Raw genomic sequence first — 12,722 nt, 5'->3', positions numbered from 1 at the left:
GAATTTAGTTATTAGGTAAAGCCTAATACTATTTGTAACAAATTAACGTTTTAAATGACAAATTATGATGAATTGTAATTAAATGAAAAATACTAACACACATAAAATGAATTGGTTTCAGCATTTTCTGATGATTTGTTCCGGAGGGAATATTCATCTGCTGAAAAAATCGCCTTCCGAATGGAACAAATTTGCCGGAATCGGTGGAATTGTTTTGTTCACAGCAGTTTTTGCGACATTATCTGCAGGATATGCAATGTTCACGGTTTTTGATAACCTTTGGGCATCAGTTGGATTTGGAATCCTTTGGGGATTAATGATTTTCAATCTTGACCGTTATATTGTTTCCTCAATTAAGAAAACCGGAACCTGGTGGAATCAAATTCTGATGACTATTCCGCGTTTGATTTTAGCAACATTTCTCGGCATTATTATTTCAAAACCTTTGGAATTGAAAATTTTTGAGAAAGAAGTTAATAAACAACTGAATACGATTATTCAAAGGAATAAAAAACAATTGCAGGCAGAAATGAGCGGTAGAATTCTGCAACAATCTGGACCTTTTGATTTGGAAAAGAAACAAATACAAAATCAGATTAAAAATTATCAGATAGCTTATGATTCTGCTTCTGTTGAATTAGAAAAAGAAATTCTTGGTAAGCAATCTGGCTTAACCAGCGGAAAAGTCGGTTACGGAACCAATGCTAAAAGAAAAGCCGAACTGAAGGAACAAAAACGAGCTGACCTGGAAAATTATCAAAAACAAATGCAGCCGAGACTGCAATATCTGGACACCGAAATTTCCAAAGTTTATTCTAATCTTGAAACCGAAAGGAAATCAACAGAAGGTATTGAAGACAAGTTCAATGGATTTGCTGCGAGATTGCAGGCTTTGGATGAGTTAGGTAAGAATTCAGCCATCATCGCTTTGGCTGCAAGTTTCATTATGGGACTGTTTGTCTGCCTGGAAATTTCGCCGGTTTTGATTAAACTAATTTCTTCGGTTGGACCTTATGATTATCTTTTGGAGAAAACGGAGAATGAATTTAAACTTTATTCTAAAGAAAAAATTACTAAAGGAAATTCGTTAACCGATTACAGGATTGATGATTTTGAAGATGACCTGAAAGTCAGGAAAGAAAGAAAACGAAATAATACATAAAATAGAAGCTTCCAAAAATCTGGAAGCTTCTATTTTTTTTTAGCTATTTTTTGATAAACTTAAGATTGACTTTGTCGCCTGATTCTGATCTTGCATCGATAATGTAAACACCGGATTTTAGATGGCCAATAGAGATTTGTTTTCCATCAAAGGTGATTCCTGTCACTTTTCCGCTAATATCATATATTTTAGCATTAGTGATCTTATCAGATAATTCGAGATTTTCTCCCACAGGATTCTGAATAATTCTGACAGCTTTTTTTGAATCGTAATTGCTCACAGCAAGAATTTCATTTGGCAAACTGCTTCTTTTGATATAAATACTGTTAATAGTCCAATCCTTATTATAGAATAGATGATATAGCTTCCCATTAGAATGGATGTAATCATCACTGTGATAATCATAAGGCGAATTTTCAGGGATATTAATGCTGTAAATACCAGAATTCCCGAAAGTAGAATCCAAAGAACCATCCGGATTTATTCTCATAAATTCTTTGTTGGTACTCACAATATTATTGTTATTATCATATTCTGCGCTATATTTTTGAGCCAGAATACTTCCTTGTGGCTGGAAAACTAATTCATTGCCCACATATGTATTGAAGGTTGCTACGCCATTAACTCCAAAACTATTGACAGGATTCAAATTGGCGTCCAGCTTAATGATTTGACTAAAAGAATTAGTAGTGTCATGAATATAAACGTGAGTATTAGTAATATAAAATGACGAGTTTTGTGGCAGATTGTAAATACTGGTATTGGTTGTAGTCTCGTTCTCTAATTTTACTAATCTTTTACCCCAATAATCGTGTAGATATAGTGATGTTCCCATTATTTGCAACTCGCCTATCTCGAATGAGATCGTTCTGACACCATTATTAGCATAACTGGTATCCAAAGTTCCATTTTCGTTGAAGCGCATAATATAATTCTCTCCATACATTAGAATCTTGCCAGACTGCAATCGGAAAATACCATAAGGATAATCATCCTCTAATAGGTTTTGAGCACTGTATCCGGAGAAATTGTTGTCCAAAGTACCATTGGCATTGAGACGAATCAGCTTTATTGAAACCGTTTCCTCATCTATACCATTATCGTATTCTGCAGCGTATAGAACCACCAGTTTTCCGTCTGGCTGAACAATTGCTGGTGAAAAGGTTTCGTAATAATCAGAATCAGAATATTGATCTATGACATATTTTCCTCCTGTGCCAAACGATGTATCCACACTGCCATCCGGTTTCAGTTTCGTAATAACGGCTTGTGATATAGACTGAGTTTCGTAATCTCCGCTTAGGATTACGTTGCCGTCGGGCAATTCGGTTGCATTAAAATAGTTTCCGATGCCGTTATGGGTTACAGTGCCATTTGTACCGAAAGAATTATCTAATGATTGAGCATTAATGAATGATAATATTCCGAAAAATAAAATTGCTGAAAGTAAAAGATTTTTCATAGCGTTAAATTTTGATCAAATTTAGGCTACGGTAAAAATCACGACAATACCTTTTTCAAGGTATTTTTTTATTCTGACGCGAAAAAATTGTTTTGAAATCAAAAATTTAGACAATAAAAAAGCTTCCGGTTTGGGAAGCTTTATTTTAAATTACCGACAACAAAAGGCTGCTCGGCATTATCATTATAGTCTCGCATAAAACCGATTTCTGTATTTTTTGTAATCACAGATTTTGACGTTCCCGAAAAACCATCCCCAAAATCGATACTGAAATCGATATAACTCAATCGATTCTTAGTGAATTTCATTTTGTTAAATACCAGAATGATGTTTTTGTCCTTCAGATTTTTCTGAAGACTCATCAAATCTTGTCTTGTCATTTCTTTGTTGAAAACAACGGCTATCACTTTCTTATTAGAAGTGAAAGAAAGCATTCCGAGAACAAAAACGGTTAAGAATAATAATGGGAAAAGTGTGTTCTTCTTCATTGGTTTAATAACGCTGCAAAATTATAAAATTATCATCAAACTTGACACCAAAGTTTTTGTTTTTTAATGATTTATAGGAATATTTTTTGTAATTAAGAAATTATGCCTTCGTCAGTTGTCAACACTTACAATTATCTCGAGGATAAAAAAATACTCCGGATCGTTTACCAATCCGGAGCAGTTTATGATTATCTGAATGTGTCTCAGAAAATTTTTGATGAATTCAAATCGGCTTTCTCAAAAGGAATTTATCTGAATAAAGTGATTAAACCAAAATTCAAATTCAAGAAAATCAGCGATTGAATTACAAAGAATAATTCGGCGCTTCTTGCGTAATAATCACATCGTGTGGATGAGATTCTTTCAATCCGCTTCCTGTTATCATTACCAGTTTTGAATCTTTTTGCAACGCTTCGATATCTTTCGCACCACAATAACCCATTCCGGCTCTTAAACCTCCAGTTAATTGAAAAATTACATCTTCCAGTTTTCCTTTGTGCGGAACTCTTCCTTCGATGCCTTCTGGGACGAATTTCTTAGCTTCACTTTGGAAATAACGCTCTTTTCCACCGCGTTTCATAGCTGAAAGTGAACCCATTCCTTGGTAAGATTTAAATTTTCTTCCTTGGAAAATAATTTCTTCTCCCGGAGCTTCATCAGTTCCAGCTAGAAGAGAACCTAACATTACTGCTCCAGCACCGCTTGCGATTGCCTTTACAATATCTCCGGATAATTTTATTCCACCATCAGCAATAACTGCTACATTTTTCTTTTTAGCAAATTCGTAAACGTTATAGATTGCAGAAAGTTGCGGAACACCAACTCCGGCAACAACTCTGGTTGTACAGATTGAACCTGGCCCAACACCAACTTTCAGAACGTTGGCTCCAGCTTTTATCAAATCTTTTGCTGCATCAGCGGTTACAATATTTCCACCAACAATATCTAAGTCTGGGAAAGTTTTTCTGATTTCAGAGATTTTATCCAAAACCCCTTTCGAATGGCCGTGAGCTGAATCTATGGCAACAATATCAACACCAGCTTTTACCAATGCAGTAATTCTTTCAATCGTATCTTCGCCAACACCAACGCCAGCTCCAACAATTAGTCTTCCGTTTTGGTCTTTGTTGGCATTCGGATATTCCAATTGATTATCAATGTCTTTGATTGTAATCAATCCAACCAATTTATTTTTCTTGTCAACAATTGGAAGTTTCTCTATTCTATTTTTAAGCAAAATCTCTTTCGCCTTTTCGAGATTTGTGTTTTTATCAGAAGTAATGAGGTTTTCTTTGGTCATAATTTCCTCAACTTTAATATCAAGGTTTTCCTGATATTTCACATCACGGTTGGTAATGATCCCGATAAGGTAATTATTTTTATCTACAACGGGAAGTCCAGAGATTTTGTAATTTGCCATCAAAGCTTTCGCTTCAGCCAAAGTATGATCTTTTGACAAAGTGACTGGGTCTGCAATCATTCCGTTTTCGGAACGTTTTACACTGTTGACCTGCGCAGCCTGCTCTGCAATTGTCATATTTTTGTGAATAAAACCCAAACCGCCAACTCTTGCTAATGCGATTGCCAAATCAGCCTCCGTAACCGTATCCATAGCAGCGGAAACAATTGGAACATTAAGCGAAATTTTGTCTGTAAGTCTTGATTTTAGGGAAACCTGATTAGGTAAAACTTCTGAATAAGAAGGGACTAGAAGCACGTCATCGAAAGTGATGGCTGTCTCTACAATTTTGTTATGAATAGACATCTTTACTTTCTTTGCAAAATTAAGTTATTTTTATTGAATTTGAAAATATCGTAATTTATTTGATAAATAATTAATATTCAGAGAAATGATGATTGGATGACGAATATCCTAGCCCTGATGGGAACGGCATCCTTTTGCAAAAATAGCTTTGGATTCGGTTGGATTTTGCAAAAGATATAGTGGACAGCAGGTTCCCGGCTCCCAAAAATTTTAGAATCGACTGAGGATTCCCCAATGTATTTTTATTTCGTTGAATTTGAAAGGATTCCCAAATTCGTTTCCGTTGGAAATCTGAAAACTCATCAAACCAACAGGAAGGAAAAAGTTGAAACCTAAACCTAAACTGTAGAGTTTTGGCGTGATTCCGAGGGCTTTATTGGACATTTGTCCGTACTGCGCAAAGAGATCAAAAAAGGCTTGATCATTGACGAGGTAACGATATTCGGCGCCGGCAAAAGCATAAAAATCGCTGACAAGACTTTGTTCATTAAAACCTCGAAGTGAATTCCAGCCTCCAAACCGAAAGAGTTCGTTTGTCGATAATTCGTTTTTGGAACTGAGCAAAGCAGATTCTCCTTTGATATTGAGAAAGTGATTTCCGGATAAGTTGAAGTTATGTTCTGCAAAAAGAAAATACCTAATTTGATCAAATTTTTCCTGCGTATCATCGTAAGTCGTTTTCAGGAAATCAGCTTCCAAACGGATATTGCTTTTGTTAATAAACAACGGAATATCGCTCCCTTCCTGATATTGATAATAAACGCCAATCCCTTTTTTGCTGTAATCGCGACCGCTCGTGTAAAGTGAATCTAGAATCGCAGAAGACTCGAAAGTTCCTTTGAGACCGAGTTTTTGTTTCGGAGAAAGATGATAATAAACTGCAGGCAAAAATTTGACATTCGCAAAAGTGGAATCTTGGCGGAAAATATTGACATTGACATTCAAGCCGACGTTGCTTCCAAACGTGTAAGGAATGTCGGTTTGCATATCAAAAGTCTGACCTTTATCTGGATTTCTTTGCCAGTAAACGCCGATGCTTTCGAAACTGTTGAACATATTTTTCATTTGGACATTCAAAGTTCCGTTGACAGTGAATTTTTCGGTTTTATCATTTCCGAAACCAATCATTCCGTCAAAAGTGTTTGTTTTCCTTTTCTGAGTAAAGAGAAAAACCTGCGTGGAATCTTTGGTAAATAATGTCTGAGGCGGCTTTTCCAACGACACAAATTGATGATTCTGCAAAGATTGATTCATAGAAACCAAATTCCTGTCATCATAGTTTTTACCAAGATATTGCTTGTTGAGATTTTTAACGAATTGTTTCGGTAAACGTGTATAGCCTTTAAAAACAATACCATCAATTTTTCTTTGGGAAGCCGGAACAACTGATATTTTAACCGATGGGATTCCATTTTCCATTTTCCGGAATTTGGTTTTCACACGGTTGAAAGCGAAACCTTTATCCCGATATTTTTGATTAATATTTTTCTTGAGTGAATCTAAATTTTTGGTGTAAATCTCATTCTTTTGAAACTTCAAATCTGTAACTAAAGAATCTGAAAATTGGATTTTAGCCTGATTGAAATTGGGGCCTTTGTCATAATAGATTTCTGTCCGATTGTCTATTTTTTTGACGTCTTTCAGTTCTGTAAAGAAGTAAGAGTTCTCTGCCAAAGAATCCAGAAATTTGACAGCTTTAGCCGAATCAGAAACGATTTTTTTTACGTTGGTTTCTTTGTCGATGAGCCAATATTCTTTTTTCTGTGCGTTGATTAAACCACAAAAGGCACAAAAGAAGAATATAAATGTTATGTTTTTCAAAAGATTACAAAAGAAATTGTCTTCGATTTCTATCTTTTTTTTTCTTGATATATCGAACTTCTTTAACATTATTCTTTTGTGACTTTTGTGGTTATATAACAGAAAATCAATCCATTTTATTATACTTCTTCATCAGATTTTCATAAGTATTCTGAGGAAGAATCCATTTCAAAGGAACGCCAATTTTCTGCCCGAGTTTCCCAAAATAATAGTGGGCTTTCCATTTTGACTTTCCTAAAAGCTGTTCCACATAAACTGCCACATCCAAAGGTTCTGTTCCGTCGCCAACGTGAGAATTCATTAGAGAATAAACTTTATCAAAGACAATTTTATAAGCATCTGAAACTTTTGTTTTGACACGGTTTTCTGCAATATTCGTTTTGATGTCGCCCAAATGGAGTGAACAAACGTGGATGTTCCAAGGATAAACTTCGTAACGCATTGCTTCCGTCACTTTGTCTAATGCAGATTTGGAAGCGGAATAAAATCCTCTGAAAGGTAATCCCATTTCGGAACCGATGCTGGAAACGTTGATGATTTTTCCGAATTTCTGTTCTCTCATCTTTGGAAGAACAGCCGTCATCATCTGAACTGAACCAATCAAATTAAGGTTGAATAACTTCGAAATATCTTCTTTCGTAGAATCTTCCACTGCGCCAACCATTCCCATTCCTGCATTATTAATCAGAACATCGATTCTGGTTTCTGTTTTCAGGATTTCTGAAATGGCGTTATTGATTTGGTCTTTTTCAGTAATGTCTGTTGGAATCGAAACGAAATAATCGGAGCTTACGACTTTTCTGCTTAATCCGTAAACTTTGTTTCCTTTCTTACCGAAATATTCTGCCAAGGCAAATCCAATTCCGGATGAAGCGCCTGTGATGATGATTGTTTTAGACATTTAGTAATAAAATGATTTTTTTGAATTAGGGATTTTGATTTCATTCTTTCCCATTTTATAGTCGTTCATTTTTATCAATTTGGGAATTTTGTACGTGAATTCTTTATAGTAATTTTTCGGAACTTCTCTTTCGTATCCACTGTCACAATCAGAATACTGGTCATCGACAATCACTTTGCCAGTTGAAAAATTGATTTCGCTGGAGAAATTAAATTCGCAGGTATCATCAAATTTGACCAAAGCACCAATCAGATAGAAATCGCCATTTTGAAATCTGAATGTATTTTTTGAAGTCACTGTGTGTCGGGAATTTGAGAAATAAGATTGAAAAATCACCAAACAATTATTCTTGATGGTCAACTCTAATTCATTGCTTTCCGGGTAAAATCCTTCTTTACTATCGAAAAGCAGATTAGAATTCTCTTGCCAAATTTTTAATTTACCATTAATATTTTTCAGAATGTAGAGTTTCCTTTCCAATCCTTCCGAAATTTTGTTGATGATTTTATCCGTGTTAAAAACCATCACGACTTCATCTTTTCCATCTTTGTCGAGGTCGCCTTTTATTTCCAAGATTTTTTCATAAGTTTTTGGAATTGCGAAATCTTTCAATTCCTGAGATTGGAGAATTGAACAAAGTATTAAGGCTAAAAAAGAAAAGAGATATTTCATTTAGTTTGATTTGGTAACCTCCTCAAAATCCTCCCAAAATTCAGGATAAGATTTTTCTACAACATCTTCGTTTTCGATATTAAGTTCTTTGACTAAAGCAAACGGCGCAAATGCCATCGCCATTCTGTGGTCATTGTAAGTGGCGATAGAAATGTTTTCTTCAGGCTCTATGAATTCGCAAGATTCAATTTTCTCAACTGTAATATGTGTTTTTCCACCGATTTTCAATAATTCATTTTGAAGCGCCACCAATCTATCTGTTTCTTTCACTTTCAAAGTGTGAAGTCCTGTGATGACAAAAGGGATTTTCAATGCCGTCGCCGTCACACAAAGTGTTTGAGCGATGTCCGGACAATCGTTCATATCCAAATAAATCAATTCAGGATATTCGAAAGCTGGTTCTGGCAAAAGCGAAATCGAGTTTTCTGCATAATCCGAAACCGTATTAATTCCGAAATATTTCCAGTAGATTTCCTTAATTACGCTATCACCTTGCAAAGACAATGTGTGATAACTTCTAAGATTGATAGATTTTCTACCAATTGCTGCCAAAGAATAAAAATAGGAAGCTGAAGACCAGTCGCTTTCTACTTCGTAATGTTCGATTCTTGCATTTTCCGGATGAGGTAAGATTTCGATTGTGTTTTCAGCGAAATGCGACTTGATTCCGATTTCGTTTAGGATTTTTAAAGTCATTTCAAGATAAGGACGAGACGTGATTTCGCCTTCCAATTCTAAAGTCAATCCATTTTCTAATTTTCCTCCGATTAAAATCAAAGAAGTTAAAAACTGGCTTGAAACATTGGCTGAAATTTTAACCGAATCTTTTTCAATTTTTTTTCCAATGATTTGCAACGGCGGATAGCCTTCTTTTTCGAGATAAGTAATGTCTGCACCAAGCGACTGAAGCGCATCTACCAAAGGTTTGATGGGACGATTTTTCATTCGGTCAGAACCTGTCAAAATGGTTTTTCTACCTTCAAAAATCGAGTAATAAGAAGTTAAAAATCGCATTGCCGTTCCAGCGTGATGGATATCAATGGTTTCGGAATCAGATTCCAAAGCTTTTTTCAACAAAGTGGTGTCCTGAGAATTGGAAAGATTGAGCATATCAATATTCCCAAACAATTTCCCTAAAATCAAAAGACGGTTCGAAATACTTTTCGAACCGGTAATTTGTATATTTTTTCCGTCTATTAATTCTGATTTTTTTAATATCATAGTTTTGTGAGATGTGAAAAGTAAAAATGTAAAAGGTCAATAAAAACTTCTGACTTCTTACATTTTACCTCTCACTATTTTAATTTTTCATTATTCTGATGTCGGTCTTTGTCTCTATCAGTTTTAACTTTCATTTTTTTATCAAATGCTGACTGTAAATCTGTTCCGGTTTGATTCGCTAAACAAAGCGTCACAAAAAGAACATCGGCTAATTCTTCTCCTAAATCTTTGGATTTATCAGATTCCTTTTCAGATTGCTCGCCGTATCTTCTGGCAATGATTCTGGCAACTTCGCCAACTTCTTCCGTTAGCATTGCCATATTAGTCAACTCATTGAAATAGCGGACACCAATGGTTTTTATCCATTCATCAACCTGATTTTGTAGCGTTATGATTTCCATTACTGATAAGCTCCAATTGTGAGAAGACCAGTTCTAGGATTACCAACGATATCCATTGTGGTAATACTATTTGTTCCAACTCCTTTTCCTCTTGCTGGCGAATCGGATTTAACTCTAAGATTCATTTTTTGAGTAAAATAGTTCTGGAATTGTGGGTCTTCGTTGGCGGTATTAGTATTACCAATGGTTAAACCAGAATTAGATGTGAATTTCAATAATGAATTTCTGAATTCATATTCAAAAGCTAAGACATTTCCATTAGATTTATTAATTGAAATCATATCTGGGATATCTCCGTAGACAATTGAGTTGTTGACATTTAATTTAAAATCTCCAATTTCAGGTTCGCCATTTTCATTTTCCCAAATATCACTTGCATAGATTCCCAAAGCAGACATCGAAGGATTCAAATTCCAGTAATTAGCAATCGTACAATAATTAAGTGTATAATCTCCACCAGCAGCAAATGCAAGATCAGCTTCACCGCAGTTGTTCATCACAACATTGTTCATTGTAATTTTGGAATGTATTCCATAAACGCCTACACTTTGAAATGTATGGAAAATAGAATTATTAATTGTTGCCGTATTTTTTTTGAGTTGTAAGCCAACATTCCCACCGAAAACTCTGGCGTAATTCATATTAAGAAGTGAACCTTCTTCCATTTTGATTCCGTTCCAGTTGGCGGGGAGAGTGTCATACTTCGTGTCACTTCTATCGCCTCGGAAAATGACTTCTTCGCCTAAAGCTCCATTCACAATTAATCCAGAATTTTTCGCGAAATTCATTCCACTGTTTTTGCGGAAATAGACTTTCGTTCCTTGTTCCATTGTCAGAGTTTTACCTTCAGCAATAGTCAAATCTCCAAAAATGACTTTCACTTTATCCTTTGTCCAAGTGGTATTTTCGGAAATGATGTTAGGATTTGTATCCGTTTTGATAAAATATTCTGCATCTTGAACCACAGAAAGAAGCGTTACTTTTTGTTCACCTGCTGGCGTATTGAAAACCACTTTGTCTTCTGCAATTGCTTCCGGAGCGTTTGCAATAGGCGCAATTTCTACGAAAACATAAAGACTGTCTTTTTTTCTCAAAGCTATATTTTCGAAACTTGTTCCGACTTTTCCATCCACATTGATTCTATAAAGAGATCCACTTCCACCTTCCAAGGCAATTCTTGGAATCAGAACATCCTTATTTTCATTGTTATAAACCTTAACAGCATATGTTTCCGAACGCATTTGATTATAAACTGTATCGCAAAAAACAGTATCGGTAGAGAATCTCAAAAGTTGGGTAGGAGAATCAAAAGAAATATCATCTCGATTACAACCTGCTAAAAGCAAAAGCGACCAAAATGCAATTCCAAAAAGTATTTTAATTTTCATCTATTCTTATTTATCTTTTTTAACGATCAGATGGAACGCCAATAATTGTTTTTATTAATAATATTAAAGAAGTTTTGAAAGTTGGCGTTTCATTTATCTTGTTTAATGTTCAAAACTACAAAATTTAAATTTTTATTTTGTGAAGGCAAAGATATTTTAATCATATTAAACAAAAAATCCTTCCAACTGTTGAAAGGATATAATATTTATAAGTAGAATTTACTCTTTTATAAATTTCTTATTAATCAATTCGCCAGATTTGGAAGTTGCAGTGATGATGTAAGTTCCTTTAGAGAGCTTTGAAGCATTAATTAATTTTTCAGAATTGGAAATTTGTTTGATGACTTTTCCAGAAAGATCAGAAATTCTAATATTTGAAATTTCTTCTGAAAAGTTGAGAATATCTTTTGCTGGATTTGGAAACATTAATATTTCCTTTTTAGAAGTTTCGTTAACAGTTAAAGTACAATACAAATCGTAACCTGCTGTGACATCCTTTTTCCAGCCACTGTAAGAATAGGCGTTAGCAACATTGTCTACGATGATACAGGTCTCGTTCCCATTATTAGTAGCATCGAGATTAATGATTTTAGGATTTTGACCATTTTTCAGATTCAATATTCTTATTAGATTTTGGTCGCACCAAACATCCGTTAAAGCAGAATTCTTGCTTAAATCTAAGAATTCAAGTTTATTCTCGTCGCAGGATAATTTAGTTAATTGCAAATTATTGTTCAATTCCAAACTGATGATTTGATTTCTGTAACAATACAATTCTTTCAAAGCTAAATTTTTAGTTACATCCAAATTAGTAAGCTGGTTTTCATAACAAATTAAAATCTGCAAAGCGTAATTTTGTGTTACGTTAAGCGTTGTTAACGGATTTTTGTAAGTAGCTAATTGTATCAGATTGGTGTTTTTCGTAACATCCAGATTTGTTATCTGATTATTGAAACACCAAAGATTTTTCAAGGCTAAATTCTTACTAATGTCCAAACTCGTTAGTTGATTGACACTGCAGTCCAAATAAGTCAATAACGTATTCTTCGAAATGTCAAGATTCGTAACTTGATTTTGCGTCAAAGAAAGACTTGTGATATTCACAAAAGCTTCAATTCCAGTTAAACTGATAATGTTTCTTCCATTGCAAGAAACCGTTCCTGTAAAAGCGATGGCTTCACTAACCTGAATCTGATTGTCATTATTAGTATTGATTTGTGGATTGCCAACCAAATAAGCTTTAAAGTTGGCGTCAGGAATGTTGACAATCTGAGATTTTAAAAACGTCAAAAATCCCACAAGCATCAAAGCTGTTAATTTTATTTTCATAGGCTATTATTTTTTGTTGGCGCAAATTTAACCAAATTTATGACAGTCTAAAACTAACTAACATTTGTTAGTTTAATAAAAAAGTGTATTTTTGGATAAATCACATTCAATG

The 12,722-nt window shown here is 34.6% G+C and carries 12 protein-coding genes; 2 read left to right on the top strand and 10 right to left on the bottom strand.

What is annotated here, in order from left to right:
* The first annotated feature begins 82 nt into the window (after positions 1-82).
* On the top strand, positions 83-1,162 hold the full coding sequence (locus BXY58_RS00175) for a DUF4407 domain-containing protein (protein WP_120211791.1): 1,080 nt from the start codon (positions 83-85) through the stop codon (positions 1,160-1,162).
* A 43-nt stretch (positions 1,163-1,205) separates the two neighbouring features.
* Here BXY58_RS00175 and BXY58_RS00170 read toward each other — a convergent pair whose 3' ends face one another.
* Both BXY58_RS00170 and BXY58_RS00165 read right to left on the bottom strand, forming a co-directional pair.
* A complete protein-coding gene (locus tag BXY58_RS00170) occupies positions 1,206-2,624 on the bottom strand; it encodes a T9SS type A sorting domain-containing protein (protein WP_120211790.1) in 1,419 nt (472 codons plus the stop codon).
* A gap of 140 nt (positions 2,625-2,764) precedes the next feature.
* A complete protein-coding gene (locus BXY58_RS00165; protein ID WP_147366779.1) occupies positions 2,765-3,112 on the bottom strand; it encodes a hypothetical protein in 348 nt (115 codons plus the stop codon).
* A gap of 102 nt (positions 3,113-3,214) precedes the next feature.
* Between BXY58_RS00165 and BXY58_RS00160 the strand changes: the two genes are divergently transcribed.
* Positions 3,215-3,415 (top strand): KTSC domain-containing protein, encoded by a 201-nt coding sequence (locus BXY58_RS00160; protein ID WP_120211788.1) that lies wholly within the window; start codon positions 3,215-3,217, stop codon positions 3,413-3,415.
* Position 3,416: 1 nt separating this feature from the next.
* On the opposite strand, the gene guaB is transcribed toward BXY58_RS00160, so the two are convergent.
* The 8 genes from guaB to BXY58_RS00120 form a co-directional block, all read right to left on the bottom strand.
* Positions 3,417-4,877: an IMP dehydrogenase gene (gene guaB, locus BXY58_RS00155; protein ID WP_120211787.1), complete on the bottom strand. Its 1,461-nt coding sequence runs from the start codon at positions 4,875-4,877 to the stop codon at positions 3,417-3,419.
* A gap of 210 nt (positions 4,878-5,087) precedes the next feature.
* Positions 5,088-6,767, bottom strand: a complete 1,680-nt coding sequence (locus tag BXY58_RS00150) for a BamA/TamA family outer membrane protein (protein WP_229728366.1) — start codon at positions 6,765-6,767, stop codon at positions 5,088-5,090.
* 37 nt (positions 6,768-6,804) lie between these two features.
* Positions 6,805-7,599 (bottom strand): SDR family NAD(P)-dependent oxidoreductase, encoded by a 795-nt coding sequence (locus BXY58_RS00145; protein ID WP_120211786.1) that lies wholly within the window; start codon positions 7,597-7,599, stop codon positions 6,805-6,807.
* Positions 7,600-8,271, bottom strand: a complete 672-nt coding sequence (locus tag BXY58_RS00140; protein WP_120211785.1) for a hypothetical protein — start codon at positions 8,269-8,271, stop codon at positions 7,600-7,602.
* On the bottom strand, positions 8,272-9,492 hold the full coding sequence (locus tag BXY58_RS00135; protein WP_120211784.1) for a 3-phosphoshikimate 1-carboxyvinyltransferase: 1,221 nt from the start codon (positions 9,490-9,492) through the stop codon (positions 8,272-8,274). It abuts the gene before it with no gap.
* 74 nt (positions 9,493-9,566) lie between these two features.
* A complete protein-coding gene (locus BXY58_RS00130; protein WP_120211783.1) occupies positions 9,567-9,893 on the bottom strand; it encodes a nucleotide pyrophosphohydrolase in 327 nt (108 codons plus the stop codon).
* Complete coding sequence (locus BXY58_RS00125; RefSeq protein ID WP_120211782.1) at positions 9,893-11,281, bottom strand: hypothetical protein; 1,389 nt, start codon at positions 11,279-11,281, stop codon at positions 9,893-9,895. The genes BXY58_RS00130 and BXY58_RS00125 overlap by 1 nt, the downstream gene beginning before the upstream one ends.
* A 219-nt stretch (positions 11,282-11,500) precedes the next feature.
* Entirely contained in the window at positions 11,501-12,610 is a 1,110-nt protein-coding gene (locus tag BXY58_RS00120) for a T9SS type A sorting domain-containing protein (RefSeq protein WP_120211781.1), read from the bottom strand.
* Positions 12,611-12,722: the final 112 nt, after the last annotated feature.

Origin of the sequence: Epilithonimonas arachidiradicis (genome assembly GCF_003610695.1) — a bacterium.
GTDB classification, from domain to species: domain Bacteria; phylum Bacteroidota; class Bacteroidia; order Flavobacteriales; family Weeksellaceae; genus Epilithonimonas; species Epilithonimonas arachidiradicis.
This window is presented reverse-complemented; position numbering and strand designations above follow the sequence as displayed.

Bases quoted from the DNA above. Each gene is read 5' to 3' on its own strand.
- BXY58_RS00150 (WP_229728366.1), bottom strand. From the start codon at position 6,767: ATGTTAAAGAAGTTCGATATATCAAGAAAAAAAAAGATAGAAATCGAA.
- BXY58_RS00175 (WP_120211791.1), top strand. From the start codon at position 83: ATGAAAAATACTAACACACATAAAATGAATTGGTTTCAGCATTTTCTG.
- guaB (WP_120211787.1), bottom strand. From the start codon at position 4,877: ATGTCTATTCATAACAAAATTGTAGAGACAGCCATCACTTTCGATGAC.
- BXY58_RS00130 (WP_120211783.1), bottom strand. From the start codon at position 9,893: ATGGAAATCATAACGCTACAAAATCAGGTTGATGAATGGATAAAAACC.
- BXY58_RS00125 (WP_120211782.1), bottom strand. From the start codon at position 11,281: ATGAAAATTAAAATACTTTTTGGAATTGCATTTTGGTCGCTTTTGCTT.
- BXY58_RS00140 (WP_120211785.1), bottom strand. From the start codon at position 8,271: ATGAAATATCTCTTTTCTTTTTTAGCCTTAATACTTTGTTCAATTCTC.
- BXY58_RS00135 (WP_120211784.1), bottom strand. From the start codon at position 9,492: ATGATATTAAAAAAATCAGAATTAATAGACGGAAAAAATATACAAATT.
- BXY58_RS00120 (WP_120211781.1), bottom strand. From the start codon at position 12,610: ATGAAAATAAAATTAACAGCTTTGATGCTTGTGGGATTTTTGACGTTT.
- BXY58_RS00165 (WP_147366779.1), bottom strand. From the start codon at position 3,112: ATGAAGAAGAACACACTTTTCCCATTATTATTCTTAACCGTTTTTGTT.
- BXY58_RS00160 (WP_120211788.1), top strand. From the start codon at position 3,215: ATGCCTTCGTCAGTTGTCAACACTTACAATTATCTCGAGGATAAAAAA.
- BXY58_RS00170 (WP_120211790.1), bottom strand. From the start codon at position 2,624: ATGAAAAATCTTTTACTTTCAGCAATTTTATTTTTCGGAATATTATCA.
- BXY58_RS00145 (WP_120211786.1), bottom strand. From the start codon at position 7,599: ATGTCTAAAACAATCATCATCACAGGCGCTTCATCCGGAATTGGATTT.